Origin of the sequence: Nitrosomonas oligotropha (assembly GCF_009833085.1) — a bacterium.
Classification (GTDB): domain Bacteria; phylum Pseudomonadota; class Gammaproteobacteria; order Burkholderiales; family Nitrosomonadaceae; genus Nitrosomonas; species Nitrosomonas oligotropha.
Genome location: NZ_QRBZ01000031.1, coordinates 148,428 through 163,390 on the forward strand (window position 1 = coordinate 148,428; position 14,963 = coordinate 163,390).

Sequence of the window (14,963 nt, forward strand, 5' to 3'; positions counted from 1 at the left end):
GGTAATTGCTCGTTTCTGTTTTCTGGGTTTCCTTGGGTTGATGTTTTTTTTTAAAACGGAATCATCGCATCCAGCGAGAATAAAAACTGATCCTTTTTGCCGTCGAACGGGTGGAAAGCCGTGTTGATGCCATCTGCCCGGTCGTAGCGGATATTCTTGCGGATATTGAGATTGCGCACCGGCTTCCAGCCTTTGTTCCAGTGCATCGCCGGTTTCCAGTTCATACCCAGGGTAACGGCGTAATAATCCGCAGGTGCGCTGGCGAAAGGAATATTCCCGGCATAGCTGACGCCCTTATTGTTCATTGCCGACAGAATACGATAAGGGGAAAACACCCGCCAGCCATTGCGGTCGTGAAACCGTTCGGCGCGAATGCCGATCGACAGGTTTTTTTGCAGATCGTAAGTCAGGTGGGTATTGATGCTATACCAAGCGGCGTTGCTGATTCCTCCGGGCAGGCTGATATCGGCCGCCCAGCCATGCGTATGCTGTAATACGCCGTGCATCTTGGGTGTGAGCCAATGTTGCAGCACCACGCTGTACATCATCCATGGTTGATTCACCGCTGTTTGGCCATAGGTACCGCCCAACGCCATACTGGTTCTTTTATCGTCGCTATTCCATGTTAGATTGGCCAATCCGCCCCAGTTGTCGAGCTGTTTGTCAAAGCCGCCGTCCCATCCGCCAGTGGCGCTGCCGGTGGTCGCCGCACCCTGGATGGTCCAGTTTTTATCAATGTTGTAAGTGCCTAGAAAACCGGTGTGCGTGAACGGCTCGCCGCTGTTCAGGATATATGCGCGGGTGTAAAAAAAATTGTCAGGCGCGGGAACGCTTTCATAACCCAGCGGCGTGTAAAAATGTCCCGCCTTGATGTTTAGACCGTTGCCGACCGGTACGTGCGTTTCCAAATAAGCTTGCGGCAGCGCGATGCCATAGGTGCGCGTCGACTTGCAGCAGAGATTCAAATCCCAGTTGCCTCGCTCCGATGGTTCGCCGGTATTTTCGTCGAACGCGGAAATACCGAAGGCCTGAGTGTAAATGGCATCGGTTCCGAACAGGAAATCGAAGCGCCCGCCAAGACTCCAATTGGAAGTATCCGTTTCGACGCTGCGTTCGATAAAGAGATTTAGCTGATTCAATTGAAACCGGTTGGCGCGATCGGCGAAGGTAACCGCGCCGTTGAAACCATCCGACGGATTATTAGCATTGTAGGTTGCGCCGCCATTGATCCAGCCGCCAATTTGCAAGCCGCTGCGTTTATAGAGTTCCGGTAAGCTGTTGGCATGAGCTTGGTCAAGCGTGATGATTGCCGATAAAACTATTCCGAGTACTGTACTGATCGTGTTCATGTGGTAATTCATAGTGTTGTTCCTGATGTTTAGTCAAAACAACTCAAAGTTGGCATGCTGCGCGAAACGATTCACTTCGGAATAAAACGTAGCCGGACGGATTGATTACTCAATCAATCCGGACAAGTTAATGCTGCATTTTCAATTGGAGTTGTTTAGGAAAGCCGTTATTGTGTTTGTAATGTAGAGTTCACAACCGATCCCGAAAAATATTTCAATTATTCTTCAACTGATCAATCACCACTTGGCGGATATCATAATTATCTCCTGGATTAACAATGACGAAATCCGGGTTGCCCGGTTTCAGATAGTCCAAACCGAGATCTTTGCCGGATGCGAGAAAGTCGTTGATCGCGAGTTTGTAGGTTTTTTGGGTATCCAGTGGTTTGCCGTTAATTTGCCAAGCGCCGTTGACCTGCTGCGTGTTGGCGGATTGCAGAAAGCCGCCCGCACCGGTGTTCGCTATCCCTTGATTCAATGTCTTTAACAGCAAACTGCCTTTGATCGCGGCCAGTTGCACTTTGCCGCCGAACGGCAGTACCCGGATAACATCGTAGACGGTGATTTGACCGGCGGGCAGTACGTCGTCGATGCGGATCGAACCGCTGTTGTAGAGCGAGAGTTCGGCTTCGGGGTAGGGGCGCAGCAGGCTTTTGGCGATCAGTTCGGTCAGGTTGGTTTTACGGGTGCGTACATTCGATTCGAGTCCGTCCAACGCTTCGGTGGTGGTCGTGACCACGGCTTCGGGTTCAAATCCCTGCTGCCGGAAGGCATCGAAAGCGATCTTCATCCATTTGTCGACCACGGTTTTGACGGCGGGATCTTCGGCCAGACTGTCGTTGATCGGAACAAACGTGGGTTTGACTTCGGTTTTGCCGGTTTGCGGATCGAAATAAAGATCGACCACGTACACCGAGCGCACGTTGGCGTCACCTTTCAGTAAAGGGGTGAAATTGCCGCGCCAGTTTTGATAGTTGACATGTTCATGTCCACCGAGCAGCAGGCCGATTTGCGGAAATTTTTGCAGCAGTTCGATATCGTCGTCGATGGCTTGGTGCGTCAGGGCGATCATAAAATCGGCCTGCCCGTTGAGTTGCTTGATTTGCTCAGCAGTGGCTGCGATGGGATCGGAGTAGCGCACGTAGCCCGGATTATTAGCCGCCAGCGTTAGGCCGAACATACCGATCCTGAAAGTTTTTCCGCTTTTTTTATCCGCGATGGGAATCACCAGATTCTGTTTGACGCCGGCATAAGGTTGGCCGTCGGCGGCAAACACATTGCTCGATACCCAGGCGAATTTCGCTTCTTTCATGCGTTGGTTGAATTGATTTTCTTTGACATCGAATTCATGGTTGCCGAAGGTGGCGTAGTCGAGCGCAAAGTGATTCAGCACATCGACCATTTGCCGCCCGGCCAGCCAGTCGCCTTCATACTGAGCGGTGCCGATTGCGGACGGACTGAACAGATCGCCGCCCAATGTGGTGATGATATTGGGGTTGCGCGCCAGCAATTGTTTGCGCAAGGTGGCGACCCGTGCAATGCCGCCTTCCTTGCCGCCGCTGACCGGGGTGATTTCGTAAATATCGTTAAAGTGGAGAATCGTCACGTGAATCCGGTCATCACCGGCGGGTGCGGTGGGCGCTGTGGCGCAGGCAGTCAGCGCGAAAACAAAAACGATCGAGAGTAAAACGGCGAATGGTTTTTTCATGATAACACCCCGTATTTTGATGATTGTCATATCTACAGTATTGCTCAAAGCCCGTTGCTGTCATTCACTGTGCCGGCCGGGTTCTTTGGTTGCTGGCAAACGGTTTCAAGCCGGTGCAGCGAAAAAGCTAATGCGATTCCTTAAGGTTATACCGTAAAGTTGCTATTTGTATCAAATATGTTTCTGAGATGTGCGAGTATTGCTATGATCAGCAACGGATTGTGAATATAATCGGGAACTGCCAATAAGAAAAATACAATCCGCCAGGATTGAGCGTTAGCGTCAAGCACGGGCCTCAAGAAGAAATAATCCAAAGTCAGGTAATGTAAGAGCAGGAGTTTACGGGTATGAGTGCTGTACGTGTCCTAAACAATGCTGATTGAACAAATTCAAGTGAAAGGGGAATTATCGTGGAACAATACTTCATTTCGTCAGAAAAACGGTTTTTATTTCGTTATTCAGCCTTGGTTCTTTTCATTGGAATACTATCTGGTTGTAATGTGAGCTTAATACCGGAAACCGAACAAGCGCAAAATCGCTACGCAGTTACTGTTGAAAAAGATCATCTTGGTGATAGCTATACAGAGATTAAATACCTTGATCAGGGCTGGAAAGCTGAAGACAGTTTGTGGTTTTATAACATCACCCAAGGGTCAAACCTGATGCCCTATGATTTCTTCCTGGTGTTGGAAAAACCGGGAGAATCTCAGCTTTTCCGTTCCGATGAGAATATGAATTTTTATCGCTATTTACCTCAGAAGGCTTCGTCGGGCAATCCTGATGCATTGCCGGTCGGTTGGGTTAAAGATAGCTACAAGGGCAAAGAATATGTCGGTTTAACTTGCGCGGCTTGCCATACCGGGCAGATCAACTATAACGGTGTAGGTATCCGCATTGATGGTGGTCCGGCCACCGCGGATATGGAAAACATCATGATCGATTTGGCAAAAGCCTTGAAACATACGCGCGAAGACGCGGAAGCCAAACAGCGGTTTGTCAAAAATGTATTGGCCAAGGGGAATTACAAGTCGGAAGCTGATGTGCTTACTGATTTAAGTAAATATGAACAACGTATTTACAGCTATACCTATATCAATGCAAGTCCGACTTCTTATGGCTATGCGAGGCTTGATGCCTTTGGTCGCATTTATAATCGAGTGCTAGAGCATATCATCAACGAAAAGGAACTGAGAGAGTTATTACATGACCGGAAGGTACGGTTTGATAAAGAATTGACGAAGGCTCAAATCGAAGAGATTTCACAGCTGGATAAGACAGTGACTGAGAAAGAAATCGACGAGATCCTGTCAAAGGTAGATAAAGTAATAACGGGAGAGCAACGTGATCATTTGATGGAGCAGCTTAAAAAGCACCTTACACCTTTGCAGATAGCGCTACTGAATGATGCAGTGTTCAATAGACCTGACGCACCTGTTAGCTATCCTTTTTTATGGGATATTGCTCAACACGATTATGTGCAATGGAATGGGATAGCTGATAATGCCGGGCTGGGGCCGATCGGCCGGAATGCAGGCGAAGTAATTGGCGTATTTGGCACTCTTGATTGGAGAGAAGAAAAGGGGGTGTCATTGACATCGCTTCTCTTTCAAGGTTCTGGCACCACGCGGGTCAAATTTGACTCTTCCATTGATGTGCAAAACTTACATAGAATTGAATCGCATCTGAAGAAATTAAATTCTCCGGTATGGCCGCAAGAGATTCTAGGGAAGATCGATATGGAAAGAGCTGCTAATGGTGAAGTATTGTTTCACGAGTATTGTGCAGCCTGCCATGCCGCGATTGATCGTACGGATCCCAATCGCCGTGTCATCGCTAACATGACAAGAGTAAGTGATGTGAAAACGGATCCAACCATGGCTGAGAACAGCTTTGCTTATCAGGGATACTCCGGCATTTTGCGCAATCAGTATGTAAGGCTTGAAGTAGGTAATCTTTTGCTAGATAAAAGGGCTCCTGTTGCAGCTTTGCTAACCCAAGCGACCAAGAACGTAGTGGCTACCCCTGCTGATCCCGATAAATGGTTTTTTCAATATTGGGCGGACTGGGCTGATAATCTCATAAGAGCATATATTGAAAATGAGATTAAATCTTCAATCAAAAATGGCAACTATGATCCGGATACTACTGTCAATCCACTGGCCTCGCTCAATGCCTACAAGGGACGGCCTTTGAATGGAATCTGGGCGACTGCGCCGTATTTGCACAATGGCTCGGTTCCATCGCTGTATGATTTATTATTACCTAAAAAACGTGAAGGTGATCCGGATGATGGGGAATACCGTCCTGATCAATTCGAGGTTGGTTCGCGCGAATTTGATCCGGTCAAAGTGGGACTGAAAAGCAGCGGATATAAAAGCTTTACTTTCGACACCAGTTTTCCTGCCAATAGCAACGCCGGGCACGAATATGCATCCGGAAAAACAGCGCAACCGAATGGAGTAACTCTAAGACCGCTGAGCAAGGAAGAAAAACTCGATTTGCTGGAATATCTTAAAACTCTGTAATTGGACACTCTTTAGTAATCATTCTTAACTTGCGATTCCCCATGGTCTGGCCACGGGGATGTTTATTGAACAAGGAGTATTGAAATGAGTACAAGCTATCTTGAACGGTATGATGCAGCTCCCGATGCGGAAAAATTCCCGTTGGTGCGCCGCTGGATGGACAAGGAACCTTTACCTTTTTTTAAGGAATTGCGCGCTAAACGTCCGATCCTGGTGACGCCGGATTGTACCTTGGTGACCCGGTTTGACGATGTCAGGGAAATACTGCTGATGTACAAGGTATTCACCGTCAAACCGTATGTCCCCAAAATGGACAATTACCTCATGGCGCACGATGATGATGCACTGCATACCCGTGAGAAATCGCTGATGCAATTTATGCTGAATCGTGACGACTTGCCCAGAGTGCGCAATCTGGTTGCGGATATTGCCAGTGGTATTCTCGGTAACGCCAATGGGCAGATCGAAGTGGTGAACAAATTTTGCCGCATGGTTCCGGCGACATTGGTGCAGAAGTATTTCGGACTGACCGGCGCGAACCGGGAAGACTTGATCGAGTGGTCTTACTGGAATCAATACGATACGTTCCATAATCAGCCATTCGATTTGCTGCCTCCGGAATTGTCACAACGCATTATCGACCGGCATAGTGAAACTTCCAAAAAACTGGGAGACTACATCACGATGCTGATTGCGAAACGGTTACTGGCAGTGAAGCTCGAGAAATTGACGTTTTCAACCATTGTCAGATTGGATGATGACATCGTTACCCGGATGCTGCGCACCAGTTTTGCGAAAGAACTGGACTTTGATATCAAACGACTGGGTGTGAATGCCGGCGGCTTGTTGATCGGTGCGATCGAGACCACTGCGCAAGCCGTAGCGCAAGTGCTGCAATATTTGTTCCAGCATTCGCAATGGCTGGCGGCGGCAAAAGCGGCTGCACAGAAGGAAGATACAACCGAGTTCGACGGTATCGTATGGGAGGCATTGCGTTTTGCTCCGATCACGTCGTATTTGTTCCGCACTACAGTGAGCGATTATACGGCGGCGAAAGGAACAGACCACGAAACGGTTTTGTGTGCCGGTACTTATGTTTTGCCGGTGACGTTATCCGCGACATTCGATGAGCGGGCATTTGAATCACCGGATGAATTCATTCCGCAGCGCAATTGGTATAACTATTTTCACTTCGGATTCGGTAACCATGAATGCCTGGGGCGTTACGTAGGCATGGTGATGATTCCTGAAATGGTCCGGCAAGTATTGCTGCAGAAAGATATAGCACCGAAAAGCGATATAGACTACAAATCCGGACCGTTCCCCGAAGCATACGATCTTTCCTGGGCAACAGCGTAGAACGGGGTAGGTTGCTGCTTTTGAGTGGCTGTTAAAGTGTGCGGAGCAGGCGGGTAGCTTGGGCAAGGTGCCCGACCGGTGTTTTCTCTGTACTGTGTGTAAGTAATTTCTTCTTTCGTGATAAAAAGACAGTGCTCTACAGCCTCAGTTGCTTGTGATTTTCAACCATAGAGCACTGTCCACCCTCTAGTGAACTTTAGTAACTCGATTTTTCTTCAGTCGATCTGGCTTTTCCGCCACCTTCCTGATCGCCCGATGGTATTTGATGGAAAGGCTGGATGGTTTTACCGTAAGCGTCCGGATCGGGCGATTCCGGCGCTGTTGGTTTTCCACCGCAGGCAACTAGAACTAAAACCGCCGATACTGCCAAAAATTGTGCAATTCTCATATAGAACCTTCTGAATGGTAGTTGTTAATTAATTTTGTATGACGACGATTCGCAGAATACCGTTTACAGTTCCGCGAAATATTGATCTTGATCAAATTAAATTCACCTTGACATCAAACACCTGCATACAATCCGAATCTAAGCTATAACTTATACTGGAAATGTAATCAGTGGCGCAGATCGGAATACGCTTTTATCAATCACTGAATGATTTTCTTGCGCCAGGGCTGGGCGATGCGGAGATTATTCACAACTTTGAACGGAAAGCCTCGGTTAAGGACATGATCGAATCGTTCAATGTGCCGCATCCGGAAGTTGAACGAATTGCGGTGAATGGTATTGCAGTAGATTTTAACTATACTGTGCGGGATGGCGATCATATCGAAGTTTTTCCACCGGGCGAGAGTTGCAGCGGTATACCGGCACTGCAACTGCGCGCGGAGTTATCGCAGCCGCCGCTGTTCGTGGTCGATAGCAATCTTGGAAGATTGGCGCGCTACTTGAGGTTGCTTGGATTCGACTGTCTCTATCGCAATGATTACGACGATGGCGCGGTGGCAAAGATTGCCAGTGAGCAGCGGCGCGCGGTGCTTACCAGGGATCGTTCGTTATTGAAACGCAGGATCATTACGCACGGGTATTTTGTGCGCGCGGATAGACCGAAAATGCAGACTCGGGAAGTTCTGCAAAGATTTGCGCTATATTCCTTGATCAAACCGTTAACGCGTTGTACCCAGTGCAATGGGTTGTTGATAGAGACCGGCAAGAAATCTATCGAACATCGCCTGGAGCCGTTGACAAGGCGATATTACGATAAATTTTTGATTTGTCCGGAATGCGATAGGATTTACTGGCAGGGGAGTCACAGTATGCGCATCAAGCAGCTTCTTGACGAATTCGTTGATGAGAAATCGCAATCGGCGCCTTAAATCGAGGCTGATATTTTCCGTCGTTTGAATCGCATTCTGCTTGGGTTTTTGTATTCAGTATGCATTCAGATTTACCTCGTTATGATGGTGTCAAATAGCAGGCGAAGCCGGTTGGTGACTGAGGAAGCCGGTGGTGATGGTTAGAGATTTGATTAACGGATAAAAGTTGTAGTGAATTCTGATTGAGGTTGATATGAAAAAATATAAATTAGCGTGCTTGGCTATCGTCCTCTGCGGAATATTTTCAGTGAATCCAGCAAGCGCTGAGGGAGATGGCGGTGGCTCTGATGGCGGGTTCGATGGCGGTGATTTCGGCGGCGACTATGGTGGCGATTTCGGTGGTGATTTTGGCGGTGACTATGGTGGTGATTATGGCGGTGATTTCGATTCGGGCGGATATCCGGATTACTCCGATCAGGGCGGTTTTGACCAAAGCGATGCTTTCGATCAGAGCGATCAATTCAACCAACCGGAAGATTTTGGAGCAGCCGATGATGCGTTCCAGGGAAATGATTTAGAGCAAACCGACGCAGCGGGCCAGCCGGATGATTTCACTCCGGAAAATACGCCGGATAACAGCACTGATACAGCATCCGGTAACGATGGGCCTGCGGATGAAGCCTTAAAAAAAGAGTTACCGGATCAATCCGTGGATAGCACTTCGGATCCAAATCAAGGTGCTCAAGCGGATGCTCAGGGTCAACAAAATGATTCAAGTCCGAATGCGGAATCTACCGATTCAACGCAATCCGCAGGGACAACGGATTCTACTGGGGCTGCCGAAACTGCTTCTGCTACGGGTGGCCAATCCGTCCAGAATGGCAGTACTGCTGTCCAAGATGGTTCCTCCACACAAAATGTGAATATTCAGAACAATACGAATGTAGATCAAAATACTGCCGGAAATGATCATGGCCATCATCATGGAGGAGGGCATCATCATCACGATAACTTTGGTTTAGGATTTGGTTTAGGTCTGGGCGTGGGGATGGGATTCGGATTCGGGCCATTTGGTTATTACAGTCCGTTTGTTCCCTTCGGTTATTATGGTTTTGGCGGACCATTTAGCAGTTTTGGTTTTTACGGCGGCCGGGGTGTTGGCGTGGGATTCTATAATAGTTATGCCGGTTTTGGCCCTTACCGCTATTTCGAACCGTATTACCCCTTAGGCGGATATCTGGCTGCCTCGCCGGTGTTTTCGTCACCCATGGCATTAGCGCCGGGCAGAGCTCCCACCTATGTTCAACGGAATGAAGTTTCCGGACCTGCGCCTGTGCAGCAAAAAAACTACTGGTATTACTGCCGCAAGCCGGAAGGATACTATCCTTATGTGAAGCAATGCTCAGGCCAATGGATCAAAGTTCCACCGCAACCTTCCTGAGTCTTTGATTCCACAAACGCTCTGATCAAGAGTAAGCAGACTTACATAAATTATAGGAACGGTGATATTCAGGGACTGTCGATATCATTTCGATGCTCCTGCCTGGTTGCTGAGAATATTTCCCAAACAACCATAAACATGGCTGCGATGGCCGGGCCAATGATAAGGCCGTTGAGTCCGAATATTTGAAGGCCACCCAGTGTGGAAATTAGCACTACATAGTTAGGCAACTTGGTATCCTTGCCCACTAAAGCGGGGCGCAAGAAATTATCCGCCAGCCCCATTACGAGAGCGCCGAAGGCAATCAAAATCAAGCCCTGCCACAAGGCACCGGTTGCCAGTAAGTAGATCGCCACTGGCAACCAGACTAGGCTAGCGCCGATTGCAGGCAACAGTGAAAGAAAAGCCATTATCACACCCCATAGTAATGGTGCGTGAATCCCCAGAAACCAGAAGATCAAACCACCGAGCATACCCTGCAATATCGCTACGAAAATACCGCCTTTAACCGTGGCGCGAACGGCCGTGGTGAACTTGGCAAAGAGTACGCGCTGCTGCTCAGCCTGCAATGGAATCGCCTTCTTGATATTTCTGAACAATGCGTCCCCATCGCGCAGCAAAAAGAACAGAAGATATAGCATGACACAAACGTTGACGATGATGTGAAATGTGAATTGACCGATGTTGAGGATCTGTGTGGCGAAAAATTGGCTACCCTGTCGAAGGCCGACGGCCAGTTTTTCCTGCACCGCGACAAGGTTCGTCAGCCCTAATTGCACCATCATTTTTTGAATCCAAGCGGGTAAAGCATCCCAGACCTGATGAAAATAGAGACCAAAATCCAGCTTGCCGGCATGAATCATGTCATACAGGCTGGCAGCTTCCTGCATTAAGGATGTGGCAATCAACATCAGTGGCAGGATCACTAATACAATGATAATTAGAATTGTAGTAAGAGCAGCGGCACTGGGGCTCTGCCGCATAGATTCTGATAACCGCCGGAACACCGGCGCAAACACAATGGCCATAACTGTTCCCCAGAGAATCGCGCCGAAGAATGGCCATAAGATCCAGGCGAAGGCCAGCGAAGCTGTAACGAGGAGCACTAGGAAAGTCTTCTCTTCGAGTCTGTACATACTAATTCCCTTCAGTTTGCTCATATCGATTATGTAGTTCGCTGTCAAATCCGGAATTCAGCGGACACACCGTTCTCGTATTTCTCTGCATTAGAAACAGTTAAAAAATATAAATCCTTCAAAAAAAGCAGTATTTTAGGTCAAAATTTTAAAAACTAAGTTTTGCAGAAACCTTCTTGTTATATTGGTCTAAGCGCGTATGCCCTTAATTGTCAAATGCTGGTTCCCCAACTTAAATCCTCGGCAATTTTCACTGTACTGACAACAAAATTATTATGTAATCGGTAGACCCGCTGAAATACAGCAGGTATATCAAGTTTAAGGGGGTTACTCTCGAGTACGAAATTCCGTGAAAGTGTCACGATGGTAAAAAGTATTGGCCGTTTCGATTAATACTTTAGATGGCATGCAGCCAACTCGTGTGCAGATCGTGTCCCACAGGCCGTCATCAGTGATTACAGATTCTGCGAGTTGTTTTCTTATTTTGCGTAGCACAGCAAGACCTGCACTGCCAGTACCGATAATAATCGGAGTCCAGTATTTCATTCATGGCATTTCCATCGCTAACGATGTAACAGATTGCAGTTGTTACAGACCGAATACATAATTTGACTACAAACATTGATAATGCTTATTGTGACTCCTTTTGTTTCATTGAATCACTGAATGTTGTATATAACGCATTGATCGTGACCAATTGATTGAGCGCACTCATTAAGGTGCTGGCAATGTCTTTAGTTTCCGTAACCTGGGATTCTTCGTCAGTGCCATGAGGTTTGGAAGATTTGCTTTTGGTGAGTTCCCCAAGTACAAATCCGATACCGCCCGCTAATAGCAAGCTTGCTGGAGCAGTCATTTGTTGTTGTGTTTTCTGAATGAGGTCATCAGTACGAATAGCAACCATACGCTGGTGTTTCAGTACCTGCAACTCCGCATCCTTTATTTGCGCTGTTAAAGATTTGGGTTCGTTGCCGTTTAAAATTGTGTCTGACATCAGGATTCCTCCGTGTTTCCGGGGGCTGGCGGCATGGATCGAAGGCTGCGGAAGGTTGCTGGGAATCGCAAATAATAGCCTTTGCTGCGTATCACGCTCCATAGAACCAGCGCAAGCAGTAAATTTAAAACGACGGTCAACAGTATTAGCAGAATATAATCTGTCAGTATGCCATACTGGTTTAGCGCCAATATGACAGCTGCCAGGAATCCTAGCCACGCGACACTCAGCACAACGGCTGCCATTATACCGGCCACGATCATGACCACTAAACTATTGCCCGCCTGCTGTGCCTCAAGTGCCAGGAGCCGGAAATGCATGTGATTCAATTCACGCAATTCATGCCATAACGACTTTAAATCATCAGTCACGCCGGAATCGTTTTCAGAGAGAGAATCCGCCGCAGCTTGCTCAGATGCCTCATTTTTTGTGGCGTTTGAATCCATCGTATTTAGCGATTATTCAATAATCTGCTCAGAAGAAAACCCATCCCTGCCGCAATACTGACCGATGTGATTGGATTTTCGCGGATATAAGCGGTACATTCCTTCATCAGCCGCTTCTCAGCAAGTTTCAGTTGATCTCCTTTGTCGACAATTTTATCAGCGGTCTGATTAGTTACCTGGGCAACCTTATCTATCGTCTCATGCGCGAGATCATTCAGTTGATCTCCTTTATCAGCAATTTTATCTGCAACCTGATGGGTTGCATGAGCGGCCTTATCGACTGCTTCATGCGCTAAATGGGATGCTTTGTTTACAGTTTCCATGTGATATTCCTGTTATCGTTTACTTAAACTGTGCATTAGATTCACAGACTTATGAGATTCTTAGTTTAACGATTGTTAAACCACTTGCTTAATAGAAAACCTACGCCTATCGCGATACCTACCGACGTCATTGGATTATCTCGAACATAATCGGCAGCCTCTTTCATCAATCGCTGCTCGGCATGTTGCAATTGCTCTCCTTTTTCACTCATTTTATCTGCGACCTGTTTGGTGGCTTTGCTGGCCTTTTCAGCAGTTTCGTTTGCCATATCGGTTACTGTATCTACAACTGTGTCTACATTTTTCATAATGAAGCCTCTTGGTTTTAATTTGAACTGTACGTTATGTACGGCTTTAGGTTGATGATATGTGCTAGGTCAATGATTACAGGGAAACTTTCAATTGAGAATTCATCCTTTGTGATACTCATCGATGCCATTGCTTAATCGCAAATATTCTGACAATCAATCTGGTTTTATTCTCGTGCAAGAAACGGCTCTAATGTTTCATCTGAGCCTTGGCATCGTTTGTTGCCTGGATCTTCGCGGCTTTCGCTTCTTCGATACAAACATCTTTAACGTTACCGTCAAAGTCATCGCATTTCTCGACCGCTATAGAATAATCGCCATCGACCTTAGCAATACGAGCTTCGTATTGAGTCTTATCGGTAGGCTTATACTTGGCTTCAAGACCGGCTTTGTCCGCGTTATGACGTGCTTTTGCTTCTGCAGTGCAGATGTCTTCAGCATTACCTGAAAATGACTCGCACTTTTCTTTTGATACCTTGTAGATTGAATCAATTTTATCTTTATAAGCTTTATATTCATCTTTTGACATTTCTTCAGCTGCCGCATTGGCACCACCGAAGGTAATACCTATCGCAAGTAGAAATGAAGTGATAATAGAAGTTTTCATGATTTCTCCTGATATATTTTGGGGTAACTCTACGAATTAAGCTTTGCTATAAACATGGGAGCGGGCAATTCACTGCAATTGCATCGTCCCATGTCCTGTCTTTTGCAACCATGTCATACATCAAATGGATAGACTAGCGACTTATTGCTTGGTAGTTCCATAATAAGAATGAATTTCATTTTCCCAGGATTTGTCCGCCATATTCGGCCAGTTGTCCTTATCGAATCCCGGTGCATTTTCAAGACGATTCTTATCGACATTGAGTACAAAATGTTTTTCTTTTGTATCTAGCTTTAGCGCATTCCAAGGTACCGCAAACAACTTGCTTCCTATCCCCAAAACACCGCCAAAGGACAGTACTGCATAACAAACTTTACCCGTAGCTGTATCCAGCATGATTTCTTTAATGTCCCCCAGGTCATCACCATTTTGGTTGCAAACATCGTTTCCAATAAGTGTTTCGGCACCCATCAAACGAGCCCCAGAGGCTTGGTTATCACCTTTGTAAATACCATGTGTATCGCGATCTTCGTAATTCATATAAAGCTCCTGCAAAAATGACTTTGGTAAAGGATCCTTTCATCATATTCTTGTGATCAGAGAATCCTGTGATAGAGCGTGTATGATTTTTTCTACACCTCGCCAGTAACAATACGCGCGAAGCTCAGCACAGTCGGTTCGGTAGCTAACTTAGGCCACATTAATGGGCTGCAAGAAATCTCAGGGTGTAGAGGAGATCGGCGTGGATAAAGTACGCCTGATTGCTCTGGTGGCGGTGGGTTGGGCTATCTTCCAGTCAGATAATTTCTTGCTGCATTAGTCAATCTTTTGGTTTTGATTTAATAATGCGGGGTGTCACCCAATCTCATACTGTTAAGCTATAGTAATTCAGACCCGATCTGAACAGTCACACGATTTGACGATGTGCCTGTTAGATCAAATTCAGTTATTCAATGCGGTGATTTTATCGTCCCATACCTCCTTTGCGTCAATTAAAGTTTGCATTGGTGTGCGCTCACAGCACATCTTGCCCTGGTGAGTACGCGTACTGTTGTAATACACCATCCATTCATCCAGATCGTGTTGTAACTCTTCGATGGACTGGTAAATCTTGCGCCGGAATGCCACCTGGTAGAACTCCTGTAAGATGGTTTTGTGGACTCGCTCGCAGATACCGTTGGTTTGCGGATGATTGGCTTTCGTTCTGGAATGCTCAATGTCGTTGAGTGCCAGATAGAGCTGGTAATCGTGATTCTCCGGCTTACCGCAATATTCGGTACCACGGTCGGTCAGGATGCGGATGAGCCCATGCTCTGCTCAGCGAAGAACGGCAGTACCCGGTCGTTGAGTAAATCAGCCGCTGTGATCGGTGTTTTGGTGGTATACAGCTTAGCAGCGGCCCACTTGGAATAGGTATCGACGAAGGTTTGCTGGTAAATTCGTCCCACGATTGAGAGTGCCGAAGTTGTTTCTATCACATTTAATCAATGTTTATTGTTAAAATTCTTCC

15 protein-coding genes and 1 pseudogene are annotated in these 14,963 nt (G+C 46.9%); 4 read left to right on the forward strand and 12 right to left on the reverse strand.

Features of this window, described 5'->3' with window-relative positions:
* Window positions 1–50: 50 nt before the first annotated feature.
* Window positions 51–1,361 (reverse strand): porin, encoded by a 1,311-nt coding sequence (locus ABD07_RS10500; RefSeq protein ID WP_160818216.1) that lies wholly within the window; start codon window positions 1,359–1,361, stop codon window positions 51–53.
* A gap of 202 nt (window positions 1,362–1,563) precedes the next feature.
* On the reverse strand, window positions 1,564–3,057 hold the full coding sequence (locus ABD07_RS10505; RefSeq protein WP_160818217.1) for a bifunctional metallophosphatase/5'-nucleotidase: 1,494 nt from the start codon (window positions 3,055–3,057) through the stop codon (window positions 1,564–1,566).
* Window positions 3,058–3,467: 410 nt separating this feature from the next.
* Between ABD07_RS10505 and ABD07_RS10510 the strand changes: the two genes are divergently transcribed.
* Window positions 3,468–5,582, forward strand: coding sequence for a di-heme-cytochrome C peroxidase (locus tag ABD07_RS10510; protein ID WP_160818218.1), 2,115 nt, complete (start codon window positions 3,468–3,470; stop codon window positions 5,580–5,582).
* 84 nt (window positions 5,583–5,666) lie between these two features.
* Window positions 5,667–6,941 (forward strand): cytochrome P450, encoded by a 1,275-nt coding sequence (locus ABD07_RS10515; protein ID WP_160818219.1) that lies wholly within the window; start codon window positions 5,667–5,669, stop codon window positions 6,939–6,941.
* A 196-nt stretch (window positions 6,942–7,137) separates the two neighbouring features.
* Here ABD07_RS10515 and ABD07_RS10520 read toward each other — a convergent pair whose 3' ends face one another.
* Window positions 7,138–7,329 (reverse strand): hypothetical protein, encoded by a 192-nt coding sequence (locus ABD07_RS10520; RefSeq protein WP_160818220.1) that lies wholly within the window; start codon window positions 7,327–7,329, stop codon window positions 7,138–7,140.
* A gap of 170 nt (window positions 7,330–7,499) precedes the next feature.
* Here ABD07_RS10520 and ABD07_RS15290 point away from each other — a divergent pair, with 170 nt between their 5' ends.
* Entirely contained in the window at window positions 7,500–8,258 is a 759-nt protein-coding gene (locus ABD07_RS15290) for a Mut7-C RNAse domain-containing protein (protein ID WP_160818221.1), read from the forward strand.
* A gap of 247 nt (window positions 8,259–8,505) precedes the next feature.
* Entirely contained in the window at window positions 8,506–9,639 is a 1,134-nt protein-coding gene (locus tag ABD07_RS14725; RefSeq protein ID WP_193566055.1) for a mucin-associated surface protein, read from the forward strand.
* Between the two features lie 68 nt (window positions 9,640–9,707).
* Here the strand turns inward: ABD07_RS14725 and ABD07_RS10535 are convergent, their stop codons facing one another.
* The 9 genes and pseudogenes from ABD07_RS10535 to ABD07_RS10575 all read right to left on the reverse strand — a co-directional run.
* Window positions 9,708–10,775 carry an AI-2E family transporter gene (locus ABD07_RS10535; RefSeq protein ID WP_160818222.1) on the reverse strand — a complete coding sequence of 356 codons (1,068 nt, stop codon included), beginning with the start codon at window positions 10,773–10,775 and terminating at the stop codon, window positions 9,708–9,710.
* Between the two features lie 327 nt (window positions 10,776–11,102).
* Entirely contained in the window at window positions 11,103–11,321 is a 219-nt protein-coding gene (locus ABD07_RS10540) for a hypothetical protein (RefSeq protein WP_160818223.1), read from the reverse strand.
* 85 nt (window positions 11,322–11,406) lie between these two features.
* Window positions 11,407–11,769, reverse strand: a complete 363-nt coding sequence (locus tag ABD07_RS10545) for a hypothetical protein (protein ID WP_160818224.1) — start codon at window positions 11,767–11,769, stop codon at window positions 11,407–11,409.
* Window positions 11,769–12,215, reverse strand: coding sequence for a phage holin family protein (locus ABD07_RS10550; RefSeq protein WP_160818225.1), 447 nt, complete (start codon window positions 12,213–12,215; stop codon window positions 11,769–11,771). The genes ABD07_RS10545 and ABD07_RS10550 overlap by 1 nt, the downstream gene beginning before the upstream one ends.
* Before the next feature lie 5 nt (window positions 12,216–12,220).
* A complete protein-coding gene (locus ABD07_RS10555; protein WP_160818226.1) occupies window positions 12,221–12,538 on the reverse strand; it encodes an ElaB/YgaM/YqjD family protein in 318 nt (105 codons plus the stop codon).
* Window positions 12,539–12,603: 65 nt separating this feature from the next.
* Window positions 12,604–12,846, reverse strand: a complete 243-nt coding sequence (locus tag ABD07_RS10560) for an ElaB/YgaM/YqjD family protein (protein WP_160818227.1) — start codon at window positions 12,844–12,846, stop codon at window positions 12,604–12,606.
* Between the two features lie 190 nt (window positions 12,847–13,036).
* Window positions 13,037–13,453: a hypothetical protein gene (locus ABD07_RS10565; RefSeq protein WP_160818228.1), complete on the reverse strand. Its 417-nt coding sequence runs from the start codon at window positions 13,451–13,453 to the stop codon at window positions 13,037–13,039.
* A gap of 141 nt (window positions 13,454–13,594) precedes the next feature.
* Complete coding sequence (locus tag ABD07_RS10570; RefSeq protein WP_160818229.1) at window positions 13,595–13,993, reverse strand: PRC-barrel domain-containing protein; 399 nt, start codon at window positions 13,991–13,993, stop codon at window positions 13,595–13,597.
* A gap of 402 nt (window positions 13,994–14,395) precedes the next feature.
* Window positions 14,396–14,901, reverse strand: a pseudogene (locus tag ABD07_RS10575) (integrase core domain-containing protein); the annotation flags it as partial.
* Between the last annotated feature and the right edge of the window lie 62 nt (window positions 14,902–14,963).

Excerpts from the sequence above, each read along its gene's own strand:
- ABD07_RS10500 (WP_160818216.1), bottom strand. The coding sequence starts at position 1,361 with ATGAATTACCACATGAACACGATCAGTACAGTACTCGGAATAGTTTTA.
- ABD07_RS10505 (WP_160818217.1), bottom strand. The coding sequence starts at position 3,057 with ATGAAAAAACCATTCGCCGTTTTACTCTCGATCGTTTTTGTTTTCGCG.
- ABD07_RS10515 (WP_160818219.1), top strand. The coding sequence starts at position 5,667 with ATGAGTACAAGCTATCTTGAACGGTATGATGCAGCTCCCGATGCGGAA.
- ABD07_RS10520 (WP_160818220.1), bottom strand. The coding sequence starts at position 7,329 with ATGAGAATTGCACAATTTTTGGCAGTATCGGCGGTTTTAGTTCTAGTT.
- ABD07_RS10535 (WP_160818222.1), bottom strand. The coding sequence starts at position 10,775 with ATGTACAGACTCGAAGAGAAGACTTTCCTAGTGCTCCTCGTTACAGCT.
- ABD07_RS10540 (WP_160818223.1), bottom strand. The coding sequence starts at position 11,321 with ATGAAATACTGGACTCCGATTATTATCGGTACTGGCAGTGCAGGTCTT.
- ABD07_RS10545 (WP_160818224.1), bottom strand. The coding sequence starts at position 11,769 with ATGTCAGACACAATTTTAAACGGCAACGAACCCAAATCTTTAACAGCG.
- ABD07_RS10550 (WP_160818225.1), bottom strand. The coding sequence starts at position 12,215 with ATGGATTCAAACGCCACAAAAAATGAGGCATCTGAGCAAGCTGCGGCG.
- ABD07_RS10555 (WP_160818226.1), bottom strand. The coding sequence starts at position 12,538 with ATGGAAACTGTAAACAAAGCATCCCATTTAGCGCATGAAGCAGTCGAT.
- ABD07_RS10560 (WP_160818227.1), bottom strand. The coding sequence starts at position 12,846 with ATGAAAAATGTAGACACAGTTGTAGATACAGTAACCGATATGGCAAAC.
- ABD07_RS10565 (WP_160818228.1), bottom strand. The coding sequence starts at position 13,453 with ATGAAAACTTCTATTATCACTTCATTTCTACTTGCGATAGGTATTACC.
- ABD07_RS10570 (WP_160818229.1), bottom strand. The coding sequence starts at position 13,993 with ATGAATTACGAAGATCGCGATACACATGGTATTTACAAAGGTGATAAC.